21 protein-coding genes and 1 pseudogene are annotated in these 20,309 nt (G+C 72.7%); 12 read left to right on the top strand and 10 right to left on the bottom strand.

Going from position 1 to position 20,309, the window contains the following annotated elements; all coding sequences use genetic code 11:
• The first annotated feature begins 33 nt into the window (after positions 1 to 33).
• The gene (locus ACIA6C_RS20955; protein WP_399277818.1) at positions 34 to 828 is read left to right on the top strand and encodes an SURF1 family protein; all 795 of its coding nucleotides are present in this window, start codon (positions 34 to 36) and stop codon (positions 826 to 828) included.
• Here ACIA6C_RS20955 and ACIA6C_RS20950 read toward each other — a convergent pair.
• From ACIA6C_RS20950 to ACIA6C_RS20920, 7 genes are all read right to left on the bottom strand, one after another.
• Positions 803 to 1,885, bottom strand: a complete 1,083-nt coding sequence (locus tag ACIA6C_RS20950; protein ID WP_399277816.1) for a hypothetical protein — start codon at positions 1,883 to 1,885, stop codon at positions 803 to 805. The two genes, ACIA6C_RS20955 and ACIA6C_RS20950, sit on opposite strands and share 26 nt — an antisense overlap.
• Entirely contained in the window at positions 1,882 to 2,700 is an 819-nt protein-coding gene (locus ACIA6C_RS20945; protein WP_399277814.1) for a SigE family RNA polymerase sigma factor, read from the bottom strand. Before ACIA6C_RS20945 ends, ACIA6C_RS20950 begins: the two co-directional genes overlap by 4 nt.
• Before the next feature lie 169 nt (positions 2,701 to 2,869).
• Positions 2,870 to 3,946: an aspartate-semialdehyde dehydrogenase gene (locus ACIA6C_RS20940; protein WP_399277812.1), complete on the bottom strand. Its 1,077-nt coding sequence runs from the start codon at positions 3,944 to 3,946 to the stop codon at positions 2,870 to 2,872.
• The gene (locus ACIA6C_RS20935) at positions 3,943 to 5,217 is read right to left on the bottom strand and encodes an aspartate kinase (protein WP_361130288.1); all 1,275 of its coding nucleotides are present in this window, start codon (positions 5,215 to 5,217) and stop codon (positions 3,943 to 3,945) included. Before ACIA6C_RS20935 ends, ACIA6C_RS20940 begins: the two co-directional genes overlap by 4 nt.
• Positions 5,218 to 5,343: 126 nt before the next feature.
• The gene (locus tag ACIA6C_RS20930; RefSeq protein ID WP_366080055.1) at positions 5,344 to 5,991 is read right to left on the bottom strand and encodes a DUF5063 domain-containing protein; all 648 of its coding nucleotides are present in this window, start codon (positions 5,989 to 5,991) and stop codon (positions 5,344 to 5,346) included.
• Positions 5,984 to 6,583, bottom strand: coding sequence for a recombination mediator RecR (recR, locus tag ACIA6C_RS20925; protein ID WP_190186040.1), 600 nt, complete (start codon positions 6,581 to 6,583; stop codon positions 5,984 to 5,986). The genes ACIA6C_RS20930 and recR overlap by 8 nt, the downstream gene beginning before the upstream one ends.
• Before the next feature lie 49 nt (positions 6,584 to 6,632).
• Positions 6,633 to 6,977, bottom strand: a complete 345-nt coding sequence (locus ACIA6C_RS20920; RefSeq protein ID WP_399277809.1) for a YbaB/EbfC family nucleoid-associated protein — start codon at positions 6,975 to 6,977, stop codon at positions 6,633 to 6,635.
• Between the two features lie 288 nt (positions 6,978 to 7,265).
• On the opposite strand from ACIA6C_RS20920, the gene ACIA6C_RS20915 reads away from it, so the two are divergent.
• Positions 7,266 to 7,976 (top strand): SLATT domain-containing protein, encoded by a 711-nt coding sequence (locus ACIA6C_RS20915; RefSeq protein ID WP_399278024.1) that lies wholly within the window; start codon positions 7,266 to 7,268, stop codon positions 7,974 to 7,976.
• A gap of 86 nt (positions 7,977 to 8,062) precedes the next feature.
• Here the strand turns inward: ACIA6C_RS20915 and ACIA6C_RS20910 are convergent, their stop codons facing one another.
• The 3 genes from ACIA6C_RS20910 to ACIA6C_RS20900 all read right to left on the bottom strand — a co-directional run bounded on the left by ACIA6C_RS20910 (position 8,063) and on the right by ACIA6C_RS20900 (position 10,989).
• Positions 8,063 to 8,713, bottom strand: coding sequence for a hypothetical protein (locus ACIA6C_RS20910; RefSeq protein ID WP_361130299.1), 651 nt, complete (start codon positions 8,711 to 8,713; stop codon positions 8,063 to 8,065).
• 113 nt (positions 8,714 to 8,826) lie between these two features.
• Positions 8,827 to 9,498, bottom strand: a complete 672-nt coding sequence (locus ACIA6C_RS20905; protein WP_366080053.1) for a GntR family transcriptional regulator — start codon at positions 9,496 to 9,498, stop codon at positions 8,827 to 8,829.
• A 138-nt stretch (positions 9,499 to 9,636) separates the two neighbouring features.
• A complete protein-coding gene (locus tag ACIA6C_RS20900; RefSeq protein ID WP_399277806.1) occupies positions 9,637 to 10,989 on the bottom strand; it encodes an aspartate aminotransferase family protein in 1,353 nt (450 codons plus the stop codon).
• Positions 10,990 to 11,183: 194 nt separating this feature from the next.
• Between ACIA6C_RS20900 and ACIA6C_RS20895 the strand changes: the two genes are divergently transcribed.
• The 10 genes and pseudogenes from ACIA6C_RS20895 to ACIA6C_RS20850 all read left to right on the top strand — a co-directional run bounded on the left by ACIA6C_RS20895 (position 11,184) and on the right by ACIA6C_RS20850 (position 20,219).
• Positions 11,184 to 11,825, top strand: coding sequence for a DJ-1/PfpI family protein (locus ACIA6C_RS20895; protein WP_366080051.1), 642 nt, complete (start codon positions 11,184 to 11,186; stop codon positions 11,823 to 11,825).
• 85 nt (positions 11,826 to 11,910) lie between these two features.
• Entirely contained in the window at positions 11,911 to 12,384 is a 474-nt protein-coding gene (locus ACIA6C_RS20890; RefSeq protein WP_399277804.1) for a MarR family winged helix-turn-helix transcriptional regulator, read from the top strand.
• 83 nt (positions 12,385 to 12,467) lie between these two features.
• On the top strand, positions 12,468 to 12,857 hold the full coding sequence (locus ACIA6C_RS20885) for a nuclear transport factor 2 family protein (protein ID WP_361130311.1): 390 nt from the start codon (positions 12,468 to 12,470) through the stop codon (positions 12,855 to 12,857).
• Between the two features lie 116 nt (positions 12,858 to 12,973).
• On the top strand, positions 12,974 to 13,591 hold the full coding sequence (locus ACIA6C_RS20880; RefSeq protein ID WP_399277802.1) for a LysE family translocator: 618 nt from the start codon (positions 12,974 to 12,976) through the stop codon (positions 13,589 to 13,591).
• Between the two features lie 200 nt (positions 13,592 to 13,791).
• Positions 13,792 to 14,847: an alpha/beta hydrolase gene (locus ACIA6C_RS20875; RefSeq protein WP_399277800.1), complete on the top strand. Its 1,056-nt coding sequence runs from the start codon at positions 13,792 to 13,794 to the stop codon at positions 14,845 to 14,847.
• Complete coding sequence (locus ACIA6C_RS20870) at positions 14,840 to 16,042, top strand: acyltransferase (RefSeq protein WP_399277798.1); 1,203 nt, start codon at positions 14,840 to 14,842, stop codon at positions 16,040 to 16,042. The genes ACIA6C_RS20875 and ACIA6C_RS20870 overlap by 8 nt, the downstream gene beginning before the upstream one ends.
• A 118-nt stretch (positions 16,043 to 16,160) precedes the next feature.
• Positions 16,161 to 17,378, top strand: a complete 1,218-nt coding sequence (locus tag ACIA6C_RS20865; RefSeq protein WP_399277796.1) for a sensor histidine kinase — start codon at positions 16,161 to 16,163, stop codon at positions 17,376 to 17,378.
• Positions 17,375 to 18,046, top strand: coding sequence for a response regulator transcription factor (locus ACIA6C_RS20860; RefSeq protein ID WP_366080045.1), 672 nt, complete (start codon positions 17,375 to 17,377; stop codon positions 18,044 to 18,046). Before ACIA6C_RS20865 ends, ACIA6C_RS20860 begins: the two co-directional genes overlap by 4 nt.
• Before the next feature lie 87 nt (positions 18,047 to 18,133).
• Positions 18,134 to 19,563 (top strand): annotated as a pseudogene (locus ACIA6C_RS20855) (sensor histidine kinase).
• The gene (locus ACIA6C_RS20850; protein ID WP_366080043.1) at positions 19,560 to 20,219 is read left to right on the top strand and encodes a response regulator transcription factor; all 660 of its coding nucleotides are present in this window, start codon (positions 19,560 to 19,562) and stop codon (positions 20,217 to 20,219) included. The pseudogene ACIA6C_RS20855 and the gene ACIA6C_RS20850 overlap by 4 nt, the downstream one beginning before the upstream one ends.
• Positions 20,220 to 20,309 lie beyond the last annotated feature (90 nt).

Below are 20,309 nucleotides of genomic sequence, written 5' to 3'. Positions count from 1 at the left end.
GGTGATCCGGTGCACCCCCCGTACCGTGGTGGGGTGCACCGGTTTCTCCTGACCCCGCGCTGGTGGGGGATCAACGTCTTCGTCGCGCTCGCCATCCCCTTCTGCCTGTTCATGGGGACCTGGCAGCTCGGCCGCTTCGAGGACCGCGTCGGCGACCACCGGGAGGCCACCGGCCGGCAGGCGGCCGACCAGGCCGCCGCGCCCCTCGACTCGCTGCTGCCGGTGGACAAGAAGACCTCCGGGAGGCTGGCGTCCACGGCCGGGGTGTACGGGGAGCAGCTCCTGGTCCCCGAGCGGGACCTCGACGGCAGGAGCGGCTTCTACGTGCTGAGCCTGCTGCGGACCGACTCCGGCAAGGCCCTCCCGGTGGTCCGGGGCTGGCTGCCGGGCGCGGCGGACGCGGCGAAGGCACCGGCCGCGCCGGGTGGCCGGGTGGAGGTCACGGGCGCGCTCCAGGCGTCCGAGAACTCGGGGACGAAGGGCGTGCACGCCCAAGGCGGCCTGCCCGCCGGGCAGCTGGGGGTGATCGGCGCGGCGACGCTGGTGAACCTGGTGCAGGAACCGCTGTACGACGCGTGGCTGACGGTGCAGACGCCGGTGGACGGGATGCTCCCGGTGCCCGCGAAGGCGCCGGACAACACCGGTCTCGACTTGAAGGCCTTCCAGAACCTCGGCTACACGGGCGAGTGGTTCGTCTTCGCCGCCTTCGTGCTGTTCATGTGGTTCCGCTTCTACCGGCGCGAGGTGGAGACCCTGCGGGACGCGCAGGCCGGCCTGGTGCCGGAGCAGCCGCGGCCCGCCGCTACCGCGTCGGCGTCAGGGGAATGACCCCCGTCCGGTAGACCGTGCCGCCGCAGGCCGCCGGGATCGTCGTCTGGGTCGTCGGGGCGCCCGCCGCCGGGGTGTGGGACACCTCGACGCCGGTCGGGGCCGGGTCCGTGCTGCCGCCCAGCGGGTCGGCGGCCGAAGCCGGGTCGGTGGCGGCCGGCGCGCCGCTCCCGCCCTGTGCGGGCTTCGCCGACGGGTCCGCGGTGCTCGCGGGGCAGGAACGCTGCGAGGGCACCCAGGCGAACCGGACCTCGTACGCCGCGTTCGGCTGAAGGACGACCGACCGGGACTCCGCGGACGGGTCGGGGAGCAGCGCGCTCGCCGGGTCGCCCGCGGTGTGGCCGACCACGGTGACCGCCGGGCTCTTCGCGGGCGGCGGGGCGTCGGCCGCGGGGGCCGCCGTCACGGTGCCCGGGCCGGCGGCGAGGCAGCCCCGGTCCGAGACGTTGGTGACCTTGAAGCTGCCGTACACCGTGCCGTCGGCGCCGGGGGCGCGGGCGCTGCCCAGCACGCCGAGCTGCCCGGCGGTGCATTCGGGGACGCCCCGTACCGCTCCGAGCGGGGGCAGCTGGGGGTTCTCGGCGCCGGGGGTGCCGGTCGAGGTGCTGCCCGCCGTCGGGTCCGCGACCGTACCGCCCGAGGGGGAGCCGCTCGGGCGGGGGGCGGGGCCGGTGCCGGTGCCGCCCGGCTCGGGGTGCACGCCGGCGGGGCCCGTGGACTTGGAGTAGGCCCCGGAGCCGTTCTGGTGCGGGTCGGAGGAGCCGCCGGTCCTGCCGCCCCGCGGCTCGCCGTGTCCGGCCATCGCGGGGTGTCCGGCGGCGCTGCTGCTCGCGGTGCCGCTCATGCGCAGGGCCGTCGGGACGGCGGCCCCGGCGAGGAGTACGGCCGCGGCCGCGCCGACGAGGGCCCGGCGCTTGCGGGTCCGGCGGGCGGGGACCGCGTGGCGCAGCCGCTCCAGGGCGTGCTCGGAGGGCTCCAGGTCCTGCACGGCCCCGCTGAGCAGGTCGCGCAGCCGCTGCTCGTCCAGCGTCCGGGGCGTGGTGTGGTCGTCCTTCATGACTGCGCAGCCTCCATCGCCACCCGCAGCGCGGCAATGCCCCGCGAACCGTACGCCTTCACCGAGCCGAGCGACACGCCGAGCGTCTCGGCGACCTGCGCTTCGGTCATGTCCGCGAAGTACCGCAGCACCAGCACCTCGCGCTGCCGTCGCTGGAGTCCGCGCATCGCCTTGATCAGGTCGTCGCGCTCCAGCTGGTCGTACGCGCCCTCCTCCGCGCTCGCCATGTCCGGCATCGGCTTCGAGAGGAGTTTCAGCCCGAGGATGCGGCGGCGCAGCGCCGAGCGCGACAGGTTGACGACGGTCTGGCGGAGGTACGCCAGCGTCTTGTCGCGGTCCCGGACCCGGTTGCGGGCCGAGTGGACGCGGATGAAGGCCTCCTGGACGACGTCCTCGCAGGAGGCGGTGTCGTCCAGCAGCAGCGCGGCGAGCCCGAGGAGGGAGCGGTAGTGGGCCTGGTAGGTCTGGGTGAGGTGGTCGACGGTCGTGCCGGCGACCACGGCCTTGTCGGGGGCGGACCCGACGGGCTCCCCGACGGCCCGCGCGGGCGCCACGGCCTCCCCCACGGCTCGTGTGCCCGGCACGGTCTCCGCGCTGTCGCGGGGTGCGGGGACGCGGCCGCCTCGGGCCGGCAGGGCCGCCGCGGGTACGCCGGCCGGCGGGACGGGAAGGATCACCGGGAACCCACCGGGCGCGGGAGCCGGGACGCGCCGGCGCGCCGGAGCGGTGCGTGCCGGGGCGACGGCCGCCGCAGCGGTGCGTGCCGCGGCGCCGCGCGCCGGAGCGATCGTGAAGTCGAGCAATGCCTCTGCCACGCCCGTTGGACGCACGTCGCCCCGCCGGGGTTGTACGCGCCGGGCGGACTGGCCGGCCATGTCCCCGTTGCCCTCATGCGCACCCGATCTTCCCGTTCGCCCCGTTTATCCAGGCGGCAGTCGGGCCATCACCTTGATCGAGGGATCGCCACCGATCCTACAAAGTGAATTACGCGAATTCACCCGCGATCAGTTCCGCGATCTGCGTCGCGTTCAGCGCCGCACCCTTGCGCAGGTTGTCCGCGCAGACGAAGAACTCCAGGGACCGGTCGTCGTCGAGCGACGCCCGCACCCGGCCCACCCAGGCCGGATCCGTCCCGGCCGCGTCCACCGGCGTCGGGAACTCCCCCGCCGCCGGATCGTCCACGAGGACCACCCCGGGCGCCGCCTCCAGAGTCTTGCGGGCCTGCCCGGCGTCCACCTCCCGATCGAACCGGGCCCGTACGGTCAGCGAGTGCCCCTCCAGCACGGGAACCACCACGCAGGTCACCGCGATCGGCAGCTCCGCCAGCTCCAGGATCCGGCGGGTCTGCGACCGCACCGCCAGCTCGTGCGAGGACCAGCCGCCCTCGCGCAGTTCTCCCGACCAGGGCACCACGTTCAGCGCGAGCGGGGCCGAGAAGGGACCGGTGTCCTCGCCCACGACCCGCCGCACGTCCCCGGGCTGCTCCCCGAGGGAGGTCCCGGCCACCAGCGACAGCTGTCGGCGCAGCGCCTCCGTCCCGGCCCGGCCCGCGGCGCTCGCGGCCTGGTACGAGGACACGGCCAGGTCGGCCAGCCCGTAGTCGGCGTGCAGCGCGCCCAGGGCGGCGATCATGGTGGCGGTCACGCAGTCGGGGCCCGCGACGATGCCGCGCGGCCGCACCCGTACGGCGTGCCCGTTCACCTCCGGCACCACCACCGGCACCTCGGGATCCTCCCGGAAGGCCGCCGACTGGTCCACGGCCACGGCCCCGCGCGCCGTCACGACGGGGGCCCACTGCGCGGACACCGCGGGCGGGGTCAGGAACAGCACCACGTCGCCCGCCCCGAGGCCGTCGAAGGCGTCCTCGTTGAGGGCGAGCACCTCGGTCTCCCGTCCGCGCACGGCCAGCACGCGGCCGGCGGAGCGCGGCGAGGCGATCAGGCGGATGTCGCCCCAGATGTCGGCGCGCTGGGACAGTATCCCGAGGACGACGGAGCCGACCGCTCCGGTCGCCCCGACCACGGCGAGCGCCGGGGCCGGGGCGGACCGGGTGCCGGTCATCGTCCGGTGCCCCCGTAGACGACGGCCTCGTCGCTGTCGGAGTCGAGGCCGAAGGCCGTGTGCACGGCGCGGACGGCCTCGTTGACGTCGTCCTGGCGGGTCACGACCGAGATGCGGATCTCGGAGGTCGAGATCAGCTCGATGTTGACGCCCGCGTCGGACAGCGCCTGGAAGAACGAGGCGGTGACGCCCGGGTTCGTCTTCATGCCGGCGCCGACCAGGGAGATCTTGCCGATCTGGTCGTCGTAGCGCAGCGAGTCGAAGCCGATCGCGCCCTTCGCCTTCTCCAGGGCGTCGATGGCCTTGTGGCCCTCGGCCTTGGGGAGGGTGAAGGAGATGTCCGTCAGCCCGGTCGAGGCGGCCGACACGTTCTGGACGATCATGTCGATGTTGATCTCGGCGTCCGCGATCGCGCGGAAGATCGCCGCGGCCTCGCCCGGCTTGTCCGGGACGCCGACGACCGTGATCTTGGCTTCGGAGACGTCGTGCGCGACTCCGGAGATGATGGCGTGCTCCACCGGCTCGTCCCCTTGCGGATTCTCGTTGCTGACCCAGGTGCCCGGCAGTCCGGAGAAGGACGAACGGACGTGGATCGGGATGTTGTAGCGGCGCGCGTACTCGACGCAGCGGTGCAGCAGCACCTTGGAGCCGGAGGCCGCGAGCTCCAGCATGTCCTCGGAGGAGATCCAGTCGATCTTCCGGGCCTTCTTCACGACGCGGGGGTCCGCGGTGAAGACGCCGTCGACGTCGGTGTAGATCTCGCAGACCTCGGCGTCCAGCGCGGCGGCCAGCGCGACGGCGGTGGTGTCCGAACCGCCGCGGCCGAGCGTGGTGATGTCCTTGCTGTCCGCCGACACGCCCTGGAAACCGGCGACGATGGCGATGTTGCCCTCGTCCAGCGCGGTGCGGATACGGCCCGGCGTGACATCGATGATGCGCGCTTTGTTGTGGACGGAGTCGGTGATGACACCTGCCTGGCTGCCGGTGAACGACTGGGCCTCGTGGCCCAGGTTTTTGATCGCCATGGCCAGCAGGGCCATGGAGATCCGCTCTCCCGCGGTCAGCAGCATGTCGAACTCACGACCGGCAGGCATCGGGGATACCTGCTCGGCGAGATCGATCAGCTCGTCCGTCGTGTCGCCCATCGCGGATACCACGACGACCACTTGGTGGCCGTTCTTCTTGGCATCCACGATCCGCTTGGCGACGCGCTTGATGCCCTCGGCATCGGCTACGGAGGAGCCTCCGTACTTCTGCACGACAAGGCCCACGTGCGCTCCTCGCTCAATCCAGTACTGCGGTCAGTCACGCAGTCTAACGAGCGACCGGAATCCGACCGGCCCGTACCACATCATGAGATGTTCACCTCATCCCAGGACCGCGCCCGCCGCGAGGGTCTAAACGCGTCCGATGCCGCCCAGTTCCTGCGCCATGACCTCGCCCGCCTGCTCCGCGAGGTCGTCCTCGGCGAGGTCCTCGTCCGTGTCCAGGCCGTCGAGCGCGTCCAGCGGCTGGTCGAGGCGGACGTGGGCCACCAGCGACTGGAGCGCGCGCAGGGTCGCCGAGGCCGTCGAGCCCCAGTTGGAGAAGTAGGAGAACTGCCACCACCACAGCGCCTCCGTGGTCCGGCCCGCCCGGTAGTGCGCGAGTCCGTGCCGCAGGTCGGCGATGACGTCGGCGAGGTCGTCGGAGATCCGGTGCGCGACCGGCGCCTTGCGCGGCTCGTAGGGGTCGAAGACCTCCGAGTACACGTCGACCGGGTCGAGCATGTACGCGAACCGCTCGCGCAGCTCGTCCACATCCGGCTCGGGGCCCAGGTCGGGCTCGTAGCGCTCGTCCGGCAGGACGTCCTGGTACGCGCCCAGCCGACCGCCCGCCAGCAGCAGCTGCGAAACCTCCAGCAGGAGGAACGGCACCGCGCTGTCCGGGTCCTCGCCCTTGGCCACCTCGGTGACCGCGACGATGAAGGACTCGATCTGGTCCGCGATCTGGACGGCGAAGTCGTCCGGATCCTGGCCAATGGCGTGCAGCGTTGCGTCAGACATCGAGAAGTCGCCTTCCTTCAAAGGCCCGCCCGAGCGTGACCTCGTCCGCGTACTCCAGATCTCCCCCGACGGGGAGTCCGCTGGCCAGGCGGGTGACTTTCAGGCCCATCGGCTTGATCATGCGGGCGAGGTAGGTGGCGGTCGCCTCGCCCTCCAGGTTCGGGTCGGTGGCGAGGATGAGCTCGGTGACCGTGCCGTCCGCGAGCCGCGCCAGCAGCTCCCTGATGCGCAGATCGTCCGGGCCGACGCCCTCGATCGGGCTGATCGCGCCGCCGAGGACGTGGTACTTCCCCCGGAACTCGCGCGTCCGCTCGATCGCGACCACGTCCTTGGGCTCCTCCACCACACAGATGACCGACGGGTCGCGGCGCGGGTCGCGGCAGATCCCGCACCGCTCCTCCTGCGCCACGTTCCCGCACACCGCGCAGAACCGGACCTTGTCCTTCACTTCGAGCAGCGCGTGCGCGAGGCGGCGGACGTCGGTGGGCTCGGTCTGCAGGATGTGGAAGGCGATCCGCTGCGCGCTCTTGGGCCCGACGCCGGGCAGCCTGCCCAGTTCGTCGATCAGGTCCTGGACCACGCCTTCGTACAACGGAATGCCTTCTTTCGGATTTCAGATGTGTGGGTGCCGGGGGCGTCGGCTAGAACGGGAGGCCGGGGATCCCGCTGCCGCCGCCGAAGCCCTGGGCCAGGGGGCCCAGCTTGGCCTGCTGGAGCGCCTGCGCGTTCTCGTTGGCCGCCTGGACCGCCGCGACCACCAGGTCCGCGAGGGTCTCGGTGTCCTCGGGGTCCACGGCCTTGGGGTCGATCACGAGGGCGCGCAGCTCACCGGAACCGGTCACGGTCGCCTTGACCAGACCACCGCCGGCCTGGCCCTCGACCTCGGCCTGCGCCAGCGCCTCCTGCGCCGCGGCGAGGTCCTGCTGCATCTTCTGGGCCTGCTGGAGCAGCTGCTGCATGTCGGGCTGGCCACCACCGGGAATCACAGGGCACTCACTCCATCACTGCGGGAACAACGGATGCTTCTCAACGCTTGGTCAATCCGAGCCTACGTGCTCCCCGCGCGCAGCGCCCTACGCCGTGAGGACCAACTCTTTCGAGTGAGAGTGCGGGGGTGCCCGCACCTGCTGGAGCCCTCCTTGCGAGCGGAAATCGCGGGATTCGTTGTCCATCGCGCGTCATTCGAAGGTAGGAAGTGCATGCGCACCATTGCGCACACGCGCACCACCACACGTCAGCGCAGGCAGAGGGAGTGCCGGGTGAGTCAGCCGGAGATGCAGCCCGAGGGGCCACCCCGGGATCCCGCAGAGGACGGCGACCTGACCGGCCGGCCGTTTCCTCTCGGGGACTGGGGCGAGCCCGCCGAGCGGCTCGACGAGCTCTACCGGCGGGTCGAGGCCGACGCCCTGCGCACCGCGGAGTGGTACCTGGCCGACCGGGCGTGGAAGCGGCGCGGGGCGCGCTCGCTGCGCGTGGGGGCGGCGGCCGGAGCCGTCGTGGGGGCCTCGATGCCGCTGCTGGAGCTGACGGGCTCCGCGCCGGGGGCGGCCTCCTACGGTTACCTGTGCCTGCTGCTCGGCGCGGCCTGCCTGGCCTGCGACCGGTTCTTCGGGCTGACCTCCGGGTGGATGCGGGATGTGGCCACGGCGCAGGCCGTGCAGCGCCGGCTCCAGACCCTCCAGTTCGACTGGGCCTCGGAGAACGTGCGGGAGGTGCTGGGCCCGACCGAGGGCACGGCGAGCGAGGCGGCGGAGCGCTGCCTGACCGTCCTGCGGCGGTTCTCGGAGGACATCACGGAGCTCGTGCGCTCGGAGACGGCGGACTGGATGGTCGAGTTCCGGGCCGGACCGGCCCCGCTGGTCATGCAGTCGCTGGGCTCGGCGGCCTCCCGGCCGGACCCGGGCGTCCCCCCGGCCCGCTTCGCCCTCCCCCCGGGCACCCGCCCGAACATGCCGCGCCAGCGGCCCCCGGAGCAGCCCCGCTGAGGCCGGACCGGGGGTGCCGCGGCGCGGCCGGCGCCCTCGGCTGAACACGTGGCCGGCGCGCTCAGGTGAAGGCGCGGCCGGCGCGCTCAGCTGAAGATGATCATCGATCCTTGGCCCAGGCTCCGGGTCGCCGCCGCGTGCAGTCCGAGCCACACGTGCCGCTCCCGCGCGAAGGGGCTGTCGTCGTACGGCATCGGCCCCGCCGGCTCCTCCAGCGAAGTCGGACGGCCCGGCGGTGCGGGGGCAGCGGGCGGATTACCCGGGTCTATCCCGATCGCGGGCGCCACGAAGGCCAGCTCCCGCAGCAGCCCCTGCGCGGAGCCCAGCGGTCCGCCCCCCGCCAGCAGCTCCTCGTCGGCCAGCGGAGCGGGGAAGTCCACCGGGACGTACGCCCCCGCGTGGTCGTAGTGCCATACGAGGTGCGACTGCTGGGCCGTGGACTCGAACATCTCCAGCAGCTGCTCGTAGTCACCGCCGAGCTCGTCCACCGGCGTCACCGGCAGCCCGCACACCTGGAGCAGGTACGCCCGGCGCAGGAAGTGCAGGGCGTCGTAGTCGAAGCCGGCCACCGGGGCGACGTCGCCGCTCAGGCCCGGCATGTAGGCGAAGACCGGGACGGACGGCAGGCCCGCCGCGCCCAGCGCCCTGTCGTACGAGGCGATCTCTTCCGCGAAGGGGTTGTCGGGGCTGTGGCACAGCACGTCGACAAGGGGGACCAGCCACAGGTCACAGGCCACGCGGCCTCCGATCAGTCGTTGCCGCCGATCGGGCAAGCGTAATGCGCCGGACACGCTCCGCGAAGGGGTCGGCGGCCACCGGGTCGCGGGCCGTGGCGACCGGCCGGCCGGTGCTACAGCCCGGCGGCCCAGTCCAGGCCGTGTTGGTTGTACGCGTGCACGATGCGGCGCGCCTCCCCGGCGTCCGCCCGGGTCACCGCGTCCACCAGCTCGGCGTGGCCGTCCCACAGCGCCCGCCGCATCTCCTGCGCCGTCGCCTTCTGGAGGTGGGGCACGGAGAAGACCCAGCACTGGATCCGGATCCGGTGCAGGAACTCGGAGATGTACGTGTTCCCGACCAGCCCGCTCAGCTCCCGCCAGAACCGCAGGTCGTAGCCGATCAGCACTTCGAGGGAACCGCTCTGCGCGGCCCGCCGGGCCTCCTCGGCGCGGCGCCGCACGGAGACCAGCAGCTCGCCCGAGCCGATCGCCGTGCCGCGTTCGACGAGCCGGCGGAAGATCCCGTCCACGACCAGGATGCGGGCCTCGACCATGCCCCGGTAGTCCTCGACGCTGTAGGTGCGCACCCTGAAGCCCCGGTGCTGCACCGACTCCAGGAGGCCCTGCGCCGAGAGGTCCACCAGCGCCTCGCGCACGGGGGTCGCGGAGACCTCGTACGTCTCGGCGATCTGCTTGACCGTGAACTCGGTGCCGGGGGGCAGGCGCGCCGCGAGCACCTCGTCGCGCAGCGCGTCCGCTATCTGCCGCCGAAGTGTGTTGCGGGTGACAGCTCCGCTGCCTGGCATAGGTGTCCGTCTCCTCGGTAGGACTTCGGACACCTTAGGCCAGCCGATCCGGCCGAAACCGATCGGTACGCGGGAATTAAACGGACATAGCGCCCGATATTCGGGCGCTATGTCGCGCGTGTGTCCGGCCTTCGGCCGTCAGCCGGCCGTGGTGTGGCGATCGGCCACGTCGAGCGCCGCGTCCAGCAGGGCCAGACCCTCCTTGGCCTCCGTCTCCGTGACGGTGCAGGGCGGGACGACGTGGGTCCTGTTCATGTTGACGAACGGCCACAGGCCGGAGGCCTTGCAGGCGGCCGCGAACTCGGCCATCGGCCCGTTGTCGGCGCCGGCCGCGTTGTACGGGACGAGCGGCTCGCGGGTCTCCGCGTCCCGTACGAGTTCCACGGCCCAGAAGGCACCGAGGCCCCGGACCTCGCCGACCGACGGGTGCCGCTCGGCGATGGCGGCGAGGCCGGGGCCGATCACGTCCTCCCCGATGCGGGCGGCGTTCTCGACGATGCCCTCCTCCTCCATCGCGTTGATCGTGGCGACGGCGGCGGCGCAGGCCAGGGGGTGGCCGGAGTACGTCAGTCCGCCCGGGTAGGGGCGGGTGGCGAAGGTCTCGGCGATCGCGCCCGAGATGGCGACGCCGCCGAGCGGGACGTAGCCGCTGTTGACGCCCTTGGCGAAGGTGATCAGGTCGGGGGTGACGTCCCAGTGCTCGGCCGCGAACCACTTGCCGGTCCGGCCGAACCCGGACATGACCTCGTCCAGGATGAAGACGATGCCGTACCGGTCGCACAGCTCGCGCACCCCGGCCAGGTAGCCGGCCGGCGGGGTCATGATGCCGGCCGTGCCCGGCACGGTCTCCAGGATGATCGCCGCGATGGTCGCCGGCCCCTCGAAGGCGATGGTGTCGGCGAGGTGGGCGAGGGCGCGGGCGCACTCCTCGGCCTCGGTGGTCGCGTGGAAGGGCGAGCGGTAGAGGAAGGGCCCCCAGAAGTGCACGACACCGGCGGCGGCCGTGTCGGAGGGCCAGCGGCGCGGGTCGCCGGTGAGGTTGATCGCGGCGGCGGTGGCGCCGTGGTACGAGCGGTAGGTGGAGAGCACCTTCTGGCGGCCGGTGTGCAGCCGGGCCATCCGTACGGCGTTCTCCACGGCCTCGGCGCCGCCGTTGGTGAAGAAGACCTTGTCGAGGTCGCCGGGGGTCCGCTCGGCGATGAGGCGTGCGGCCTCGGAGCGGACGTCGACGGCGAAGCCGGGGGCGAGGGTGCAGAGCCGGGCGGCCTGCTCCTGGATCGCGGCGACGACCTTCGGGTGCTGGTGGCCGATGTTGGTGTTGACCAGCTGGGAGGCGAAGTCGAGGAAGCGGTTCCCGTCGTAGTCCCAGAAGTACGACCCCTCGGCACCTGCGATGGCCAGGGGATCGATCAGGGCCTGGGCGGACCATGAGTGGAAGACGTGGGCGCGATCGGCGGCCTTGACTGCCGCGCCGGTGACATGAGGGGTCATGCGGCCACGCTAGGAGCGCCCGGACCCGCAGGACATCGGCGGACTGTATGCGGGTGGGGGCCCGCCCTCGGCAGTCTGTCTGCGGTCGGGCCGGAGGCTTGGCAGCCTCCTGTCAATATGACAGCATGTTGTCATAACAAGGGAGGTCCTCCGGTCAGGAGCCGGGGACCCGCCCTCCCGAGGAGGCGAGCACCATGAGCGACACCCCGCGGCAAGCGCCCCGCAAGCCGGTCCACCTCGCGGTCTACGACACGTACGCGGACTGGGAGACCGGCCACACCACGGCGCACCTCACCCGGCGCGGCCACCGGGTCCGTACGGTCGCCTTCGCCGCCGAGGAGCCCGTCACCACGATGGGCGGCGTCCGGATCCGGCCCGACCTCGCCCTGGCCGGGCTGCGCCCCGAGGACTCCTCCCTGCTGATCCTCACGGGCGCCGCGCTCTGGGACACCGGGGACGCGCTGGCGCCGTTCGCGGCGAAGGCCCGCGAGTTCCTGGCGGCGGGGGTGCCCGTCGCCGCGATCTGCGGAGCGACGGCCGGCCTCGCCCGCGAGGGCCTGCTCGACGGGCGCCGGCACACGAGCGCCGCCGCGGAGTACCTGGCGGCGCAGCCCGGGTACGGGGGCGGCCCCGAGTACGTCGAGGCCGACGCGGTCACGGACGGCGACCTCATCACGGCGGGGCCGACCGAGCCGGTGGCGTTCGCCCGCGAGGTGTTCGCCCGGCTGGACGTGTACGAGCCGGTCGTCCTGGACGCCTGGTACCGCCTCTTCCACGACTCGGACGCCACCGCGTACCCGGTCCTGGCGGCCGCGACGGACCCCGGCGATGGCTGAGGCGGGGGCGTCGGCGGGGGCGGGGTCGGCGGTCGGGGCGGGGTCGGCGGTTGGGGCGGGGGCTGAGGCGGGGCGGGCTCCGGTGGTGCCGGGGCGGGCGCGCCAGGACCTGCTGAGCCGTACCGCCCTCGGGGTCTTCCGGCTGAACGGCCAGTTCCTGACCGTCTCCGAGGAGCTGGCCCGCCCGGCCGGGCTGACGGCGGCGCGGTGGCAGGTGCTGGGCGCGGTGCTCCGCGAACCCCTGCCGGTCGCCGGCATCGCCCGCGTCATGGGCATCACCCGCCAGAGCGTCCAGCGCATCGCCGACCTGCTGGCCGCGAACGGTCTCGCCGAGTACGTACCGAACCCCGCCCACCGGCGCGCGAAGCTCCTGCGGCCGACGGAGGAAGGCCGCGCGGCGATCGCCCGTATCGCTCCCGGCCATGCGGCTCTGGCGGACCGGCTGGCGGCGGAACTGGGTGAGGAGGCCTTCGCGGAGACGGTCCGGACCCTGGAAAGGCTGTCCCGCGCACTCGACGCACTGGCGGACCCGTCGTCTGCCGGCCCCCGGGAGGAATAGGGGGCCGCACCGATTGTGTCGAAGTCAATAAGCCTGCAAGCGAAGCTTGTTGCGCGCCGTGACCGCGTCGCAGACTGCCGCACATGGAGCCGTTGGACGTAGTGGCACGACTGTGGGAGCGGATCGAGGCGCGCGACTGGGACGGCGTCGCCAAGCTGGTCGCCGAGGACGCCGTGATCGAGTGGCCCGTCAGTGGTGAGCGGATCGTGGGCCGGGCCAACTTCATCGCCGTCCTCGCCGAGGACGACGACGTGGACGAGGTGCCGGTGGAGGTGCTGCGCGTACTCGCCGACGGGGACCTCGTCGTCACGGAGGTGGAGGTACGGCAGGAGCACGTGGTCTACCGGGCCGTCTCGCTGTGGACGGTGCGGGACGGGGAAATCGTCGGAGCCAGGGAGTACTGGACCAGCCCGGGCCAGGACCCGGCGCCCCGCTGGCGGGCGGGCTACGTGGAGCCGTTGCTCGCGGACTGAGCCGCGGCCGCCGTCGATCCGCCGGCCTCGCGCCTGCGGCCTCGCGCCTGCGGCCCCGGGCCCCGGCGCCGTCGGGCCTGAGCGGCAGTCGAGGTGCGGCTGCCAGACTGGGCCGCGTGTACACCCAACTCCTCGCCGCGACGGGCGTCCTCACCCTGTTGACCCTCGTCCCCGGGCCGGACATGGCGATCGTGACGAAGCGGGCCGTCTCGCACGGCCGGGCCGACGGGCTGCGCACGGTCGGCGGGATCTCCGTCGGCCTGCTCCTCTGGGGCGCCCTCACCGTCGCCGGACTCGCGGCGCTGCTCGCCGCGTCGGCCGAGGTGTACCTGGTGGTCAAGCTCGCAGGTGCGGCCTACCTCTGCTCCCTCGGCGTCCAGTCGCTGCGTCACGCGGGCGCCGAGCCGGCCGTACGGGCAGAGCGGGCGGACCCGCCCGGGGGCAGCGCCTGGCGCACGGGCCTGATCAGCAACGCGCTCAACCCGAAGATCGCCGTCTTCTACACGGGCCTGCTCCCCACCCTCGCCCCGGCCGGTCTGCGCCCGGCGGTGGGGATGGCGCTGCTCGTGGCGGTCCACGTGCTGCTGACGCTGCTCTGGCTCGGCACGTACGTCTACGTCCTCTCCCGCGCCCGGCGCTTCTTCACCCGCCCGCGCGTCCGCCGGGCCCTGGACCGGGTGACGGGCGCGGTCCTGATCGCCTTCGGGATCCGGGTGGCGACGGCGGCCTCCTGACCGGTCACCGGGATGATGCTCCGTCAAGGTCGCCGCTCCATAGAAGCGGAGGGGACTCGTTGTGGCTCGGAAGTAGGGGGCGTCATACCTGAGAGCTACTCGCGAAGGCCGCTCCGCAGCGGGACGCCGACGATGGGTGTTGATCCATAACTTCGGTACCAGAGAAGAGCGCGACGCTCTCCCGGACCGAAGGACCCCTCATGAACACCACTGGCAGCCGCCTGCGCCGCACCGTGCTGGCCGGCCTCATCGCGGCGGCCGTGGTGCTCCCCCTCTCCGCCGCAGCGTCCCCCGACGTACCGGCGCCGAAGCCCGTCGCCTTCGCCGGTACGGCCACTCCGGAGATCCGGTACACCGCGAACCTCGGCAACATCGCCGATGCGGCCCGGATGGCGCAGGAGGCGGGCCGTACCGGCCGGGCGGCGAAGTTGCGGGCCATGGCCCAGGGTTCGGACGGCTCCGGCCCGCATTTCCTCTCCTTCGACGGCCGCGGTGGGGGCCGGGCCGTCGAGGTGCTCGGCGATCTGGAGAGCGCCGACCGGGTCACCGTTCTGGTGCCCGGGTCCGACACCACTTTGGACACCTACCACAGATTCCGTGCCGGGGCGGTCGCCCTTGAACAGCGCCTCCAGGCCGAGCACCCGAACTCCGCCGTGGTCGCCTGGCTCGGGTACGACACCCCCGGCACGGTCAGCACCACGGTCCTGACGGCCGCCCGCGCCGACGCGGCCGCCGCCGAACTCGGCCCTTTCGTTTCGGGCTTGGCAGATCTCAGCCGCCCCGGCACCCGGATCTCGCTGCTCTGCCACTCCTACGGTTCGGTGGTCTGCGCCCGTACGCGTACCGGCCCCGAGGTCACCGACCTGGTGCTCTACGGGAGCCCGGGGACCGGGGCCGCGTCCGTCTCCGAGCTGCCCACCCGGGCCCAGGTGTGGGCCGGGCGGGGAAGCGCCGACTGGATCGGCGACGTCCCCCATGTGCGGTTCGGCGGTGTCGGGTTCGGCACCGACCCCGTCGATCCGGCGTTCGGCGCCCGTGCCTTCGCCGCCGGCCGGGCCGGGCACAGCGACTACCTGCGGCCCGGTACCGCGTCCCTCGACAGCCTGGCCCGCATCGTCATCGGGCCTGCGGCCACCGCCGCACCCGCCACCGCCGCACCCGCCACCGCCGCGCCCGCCCCTGACGCTCCCGCTGCTGCCGCTCCCGCCGCTCCCGCCGCTGCTCCCGCCACCACGCCGGAGGTCCCTCATGCGTAATGCCTACGCCCGCTGGTCCCGGCTCGCGGACCGTGTCCATGCCGGGACCCCGGCTTCCCGGGACCGTTCCGTGGACGCGTTGCGGGCCCTGGCCATCCTCGGCGTGGTGCTGGGCCACTGGCTCGTCACCGCGCTGACCACGGCCGAGGGCGGCCTGAGCAGTACGAGCCCGCTCGCGCACATGCCCTGGCTGGCCCCGGTCTCCTGGGTGTTCCAGACCCTGTCCGTGTTCTTCCTGGTCGGCGGTCATGTCGCTGCCCGGGGGCACGCCTCGGCCCGGGAACGCGGAGTTCCGTACCGCATCTGGGTCGGGCAGCGGCTGGGCCGGCTGTTCCGGCCGGTGGCGGCGGTGCTCGCGCTGTGGGGCGTCGCGTCCGGCGGGATGCTGCTGGGCGGGGTGGCTCCGGACACGCTCCACACCCTGCTGGGGCTCGTCCTGTCCCCGCTCTGGTTCCTGCTGGTGTTCGCCGCGCTGACCGCCGCGACCCCGCTGGTAGGGCGGCTCCACCCGGTGTGGCCGCTGGCCGTGGTCGCGGGCGTGGATGTCTGGCGGTTCGGCTTCGGGGGACCGGGTTGGGTCGGCTGGGTCAATGTCGCCGCCGGCTGGCTCGTCCCCTTCACCCTGGGCGCTGTCTGGTCCCGCGGCGCGTTCGCCCGCCGCGGTCCGGCGGTGGTACTGCTCGCGGCGGGCGCCGTCGCCACGGCCGCGCTGGTCCTGTGGGGCGGGTACCCCGCGTCGATGGTGGGGGTCCCGGGCGCGGCGGTCTCCAACCTGAACCCGCCCACCCTCGCCGCCGTGAGCTTCGGCCTGGCCCAGTGCGGGCTGGCCCTGCTGGTCCGTGAGCCGCTCGCCCGAGCCATGCGCAGGCCCCGGGCGTGGGCGAAGGTGGCGCTGCTGAACCTGTCCGCGATGACCGTCTTCCTCTGGCACCAGACCGCGATGATGGCCGTCACCGCCGTCGGGCTCCTCGTCTCGGCGGACCTGCCCGGGCTGCACACCGTGCCCGGGTCCCTGGAGTGGATAGCGTGCCGGCTGCTGTGGCTGCCGCTGTTCGCCGCCGCGCTCGCCATCTGCTGGGCCGCGTTCCACGTGTACGAGCAGGGCGCGTCCCGGCGCCGCGACCCCGCCGTCCGAGCCCCGTCCAGGCCCCGCGACCGCCGCGGGGCTCCGGCCATGGAGGTCACCCGTGCCTAGGCTGACCGGTGTGAATGCCCAGAACGCGTCCCCGGATCCGGCGCCCGCGACACCCGGCCCTGCCCTCAGGGGCCTGGCCGGGGAGTTGTTCACCTTGCGGAAGGATCCGTTGCCCGCCATGGCGCGGCCCCGCTGGCTGGCCCGGCTGCCTCACGTCCTGGTCGTCTACGCGGCGGTGCTCTTCGGTTTCCTCACCTCCCTGCAACTCCAGGACCACTACCACGTCCACGATCCGAGCATCGTCCTGCTGTCGCTCTTCACCGGCTTCGCCATCGTCAGCGCGCTGTTCCGGCCCGTCGCCGCCTGGTGGCTGGGCCTGCTGACCTCCGGCTTCATCGCCTGGGAGATCCGCGACCACGTCGGGCAGGGCCAGATGTGGCCCTGGACGGCCATCGGGCCGTTCGCCCTGGCGCCGCTGATCCTGCTCGTGGCCCTGCGCGTACCGCCCCGGGTGACCGTCGCGGTCACAGGTGTCTCCGTCGGCTGCACCGCCGTGGCCGAAGGGTTCTTCCGGCCGGAAGGAAGCACGAGCAGTTCGGTCATCGCGCTCCTGGTCTTCGGATTCGCCGCACTCCTCGGATACGCGCTCCGGGCGACGCGGCTGGCCCGCGGCCAGCTCGTCGTGCAGGAGACCCTGACCGAGGAGGAGCGGGCCCGGCGGACCCTGCTGGAGGAGCGCAGCCGTATCGCCCGGGAGCTGCACGACGTCGTCGCGCACCACATGTCGGTGATCTCCATCCAGGCGCAGGTCGCCCCGCACCTGGTGGAGAACCCGTCGGAGGAGCTCAAGGAGAACCTGGCGGGCATACGGGAGAACGCGTTGGAGGCCCTGACCGAACTGCGGCGTGTCCTCGGCGTGCTGCGCTCGGAGCATCCCGACGATCCGGCGAACCCGCACCATCCGCAGCCCACCCTCGCCGAACTCGACGGCCTCGTGGACAACGTGCGTGGAGCCGGGCTGGAGGTCACCACCGAGACGGCAGGTATACGGCGGCCCCTGACACCCGGTGTCGAGCTCACCGCGTACCGGATCGTGCAGGAGGCACTGAGCAACTGCCTGCGCCACGCCCCGGGCTCCCGGGTGGAGGTGGGGATCGCCTACGGTCCGCGCGAGTTGCACCTGTGCATCGCCAACAGCGCCCCGACCCGGGCGGCCGCGCCGTCGCCCGGCGCCGGGCACGGGTTGCTGGGGATGCGCGAAAGGGCGGGCATGCTGGGCGGTGAGCTGGCCGCCGGCCCACGTCCCGACGGCGGGTACGAGGTGAGCGCCGTACTGCCCATGGATCTGCCCGGGTTCGCCGTGCCCGGGACCGAGAAGACGGAGAAGGCCTCATGACCGCCCCGATCAAGGTGATGATCGCCGACGACCAGATGATGGTCCGGCAGGGGTTCACCGTGCTGTTGAACGCCCAGCCCGACATAGAGGTCGTCGGTCAGGCCGTGGACGGCGCCGAGGCGGTCACGAAGGTCGCCGAACTCCGCCCCGACGTGGTGCTGATGGACATCCGCATGCCCGGAATGGGTGGCATCGAGGCGACGTCCGTGATCACCGCCGACCCTGCGGCCGCCGTCAAGGTGCTCGTCCTGACCACCTTCGACCTGGACGAGTACGTGTACGAAGCCCTGCGCGCCGGGGCCTCCGGCTTCATGCTCAAGGACGCCTCGGCCGACCAGCTCGCGGAGGCGGTGCGGGTGGTGGCGGCCGGTGAGGCACTGCTGTCGCCGAACATCACCAAGCGGCTGATCACCGAGTTCTCCCGGCTCGGGGCGCCCCGCGCCCCCTCCCGGGCGCGGATCGACGAGCTGACGGAGCGGGAGACCGAGGTGCTGTCCCTGATCGCGCAGGGCCTGTCCAACGCGGAGATCGCCCAGCACCTCGTCGTGGCCGAGCAGACCGTCAAGACGCATGTGAGCCGCATCCTGGTGAAGCTGGGCCTGCGCGACCGGACGCAGGCCGCGGTGTTCGCCTACGAGACGGGCCTGATCCGTCCGACGGGCTACTGATCCACCCCCGTAGTACTTGAGGGGGAGCTGCGGATATCCCCATCGGTGGCGACGCGGACCACGGGGGCGCGGACCTACGGTTCTTGCATGACCGAGACGACCACCGGGGGGACAGCCCGGACACCGGAATTGCGGATGGCTTCGGGGCTCTTCGAGATCCTGCGCCAGGACCTGATCAGCGGCGCGTTCACCTACCGGCCGCTGCCGCCGATGCGGGTGGACGGGCCGCTGTTGCAGTTGCTGCCGGCGCGCATACGCGCGAAGGCCGGCTACCTGCCGCACGCGCTGGTGGGGTGGGTGGCGCTGATCGTCGTACTGGCCACCAACGTCGACTCCCACGGTGTGTCGCAGGCCCTGCTGCTGCTCATGGGTCTGATGGCGGCGGCGCCGGTCCTGATGACGCTGGTGCGGCCCGTGGGGGCGTTCTGGGCGGCCTTGGCCGTGACTGCGGTCCTCTCACTCGTCCAGGACCGGGATCTCACCTGGCCCTGGTCGCCGGGGACCTTCGCCGCCTACCTCGGGGTGATGGCCGTCGTGGCCATGCGGAGCCGGCCCCGGGTGGCCTGCTGGCTGTGGGTGGTCACCTTGGTGTTCGGGGCGGCGATGCCGGTGCTCGTCAGCAGCTACGAGTCGAACGTGGCTCCCATGGCGTTCGTCTCCGCCCTCGTCCTGCTGACGGTCACCGTCCTCAACACCCGTCGGCAGGCGGAGCGGGAGGTCGTCGCGCAGCAGCAGGTGACCGCCGTCGAGCGGGACCGGCGCACGCTCCTGGAGGAGCGGACGACCATCGCGCGCGAGCTGCACGACGTGGTGGCGCACCACATGTCGGTGGTGGCGATCCAGGCGGAGGCGGCGCCGTACCGGGTGAAGAACCCGCCGGCCGAGCTGGAGGCGGCGTTCGCCACCATACGGGAGAACGCGGTGGCGGCGCTGACGGAACTGCGGCGGGTGCTCGGGGTGGTGCGCTCGGCGGACTACGAGGCGCCGGACGCGCCGCAGCCGACGCTGGCCTCGCTGGACGGGCTGCTGGCCAATGTGCGGGAGGCCGGGCTGAGCGTGGAGAAGACGGTCACCGGAGCGGTACGGGAACTGCCGCAGGGCGTGGAGCTGTCGGCGTACCGGATCATCCAGGAGGCGCTGAGCAACTCGCTGCGGCACGCGCCGGGCGCGGCGGCCCGGGTGGAGGTGTCGTACGTGCTGGGCGGTCTGGGGATACGGGTCGTCAACGGGCCGCCGACGGAAAGGTGCTTCCGTCGCCGGGCGCGGGGCACGGGATCACCGGGATGCGGGAGCGGGTGGCCATGCTGGAGGGGGAGATGACGGCCGGGGAGACGGAGGCCGGAGGGTACGAGGTGGCCGTGTTCATACCGGTGCGCCGGCCGACGGAGCCGCAGGCGTCGTCCTCGCCGTCGTCCTCCCCGTCGTCCTCTCCTGCCCCGTCGTCCGCGCCTTCCCCGTCGCCCTCGCCCTGGCCGTCGCCGTCGCACTCGCGGGACTCGCAGGAGCGGTCGGCATGACGATCAAGGTGCTGATCGTGGACGACCAGATGATGGTCCGCGAAGGCTTCTCCGTCCTGCTGAACGCGATGGAAGGCATCGAGGTGGTCGGCGAAGCGGTCGACGGCCTCCAGGCCCTAGCGCAGGTGAACGCCCTGCGGCCGGACGTGGTGCTGATGGACATCCGGATGCCGGAGATGAACGGGCTGGAGGCGACGCGGCGGATCGTGGCCGCCGACACGGACGCGAAGGTGCTGGTCCTGACGACGTTCGACCTGGACGAGTACGTGTACCAGGCCCTGCGGGCGGGGGCGTCCGGGTTCCTGCTCAAGGACGCGTCGGCGAGGCAGCTGGCTGAGGGGGTTCGGGTGGTGGCGGGTGGTGAGGCGCTGCTGGCCCCTTCGGTGACCAAGCGGCTGATCTCGGAGTTCTCGAAACTCGCGGAGGCGCCGAAGCTCGCGGATCCGGCCGGGGTGACGCAGCTGACGGAGCGGGAGACGCAGGTGCTGATCCTGATCGCCCAGGGGTTGGCCAACGCGGAGATAGCGGACCGGCTCGTCGTGGCGGAGTCCACCATCAAGACCCATGTGAGCCGGATCCTGGTCAAGTTGGGTCTGCGCGACCGCACCCAGGCGGCGGTGTTCGCGTACGAGACACGGCTGGTGACACCTGCCTGAGGGGTGATCAGGTGCACCGGCCTCCGGCGGGAGAGGGTGCCGATCGCGGCGAAGGGGGTGATGGGGTGTGATGTCGATCTAGGCTTCGGG

It is taken from the genome of Streptomyces sp. NPDC051578 (genome assembly GCF_044454045.1).
Lineage (GTDB): Bacteria > Actinomycetota > Actinomycetes > Streptomycetales > Streptomycetaceae > Streptomyces.
The sequence above is the reverse complement of the archived record's forward strand: the minus strand, read 5'-3'. Positions and strand labels throughout refer to the sequence as shown.

Excerpts from the sequence above, each read along its gene's own strand:
- ACIA6C_RS20885 (WP_361130311.1), top strand. The coding sequence starts at position 12,468 with ATGGAGCCGTTGGACGTAGTGGCACGACTGTGGGAGCGGATCGAGGCG.
- ACIA6C_RS20915 (WP_399278024.1), top strand. The coding sequence starts at position 7,266 with ATGCAGCCCGAGGGGCCACCCCGGGATCCCGCAGAGGACGGCGACCTG.
- ACIA6C_RS20900 (WP_399277806.1), bottom strand. The coding sequence starts at position 10,989 with ATGACCCCTCATGTCACCGGCGCGGCAGTCAAGGCCGCCGATCGCGCC.
- ACIA6C_RS20940 (WP_399277812.1), bottom strand. The coding sequence starts at position 3,946 with ATGACCGGCACCCGGTCCGCCCCGGCCCCGGCGCTCGCCGTGGTCGGG.
- ACIA6C_RS20905 (WP_366080053.1), bottom strand. The coding sequence starts at position 9,498 with ATGCCAGGCAGCGGAGCTGTCACCCGCAACACACTTCGGCGGCAGATA.
- ACIA6C_RS20950 (WP_399277816.1), bottom strand. The coding sequence starts at position 1,885 with ATGAAGGACGACCACACCACGCCCCGGACGCTGGACGAGCAGCGGCTG.
- ACIA6C_RS20860 (WP_366080045.1), top strand. The coding sequence starts at position 17,375 with ATGACCGCCCCGATCAAGGTGATGATCGCCGACGACCAGATGATGGTC.
- ACIA6C_RS20870 (WP_399277798.1), top strand. The coding sequence starts at position 14,840 with ATGCGTAATGCCTACGCCCGCTGGTCCCGGCTCGCGGACCGTGTCCAT.
- ACIA6C_RS20930 (WP_366080055.1), bottom strand. The coding sequence starts at position 5,991 with ATGTCTGACGCAACGCTGCACGCCATTGGCCAGGATCCGGACGACTTC.
- ACIA6C_RS20875 (WP_399277800.1), top strand. The coding sequence starts at position 13,792 with ATGAACACCACTGGCAGCCGCCTGCGCCGCACCGTGCTGGCCGGCCTC.
- ACIA6C_RS20850 (WP_366080043.1), top strand. The coding sequence starts at position 19,560 with ATGACGATCAAGGTGCTGATCGTGGACGACCAGATGATGGTCCGCGAA.
- ACIA6C_RS20865 (WP_399277796.1), top strand. The coding sequence starts at position 16,161 with ATGGCGCGGCCCCGCTGGCTGGCCCGGCTGCCTCACGTCCTGGTCGTC.
- ACIA6C_RS20895 (WP_366080051.1), top strand. The coding sequence starts at position 11,184 with ATGAGCGACACCCCGCGGCAAGCGCCCCGCAAGCCGGTCCACCTCGCG.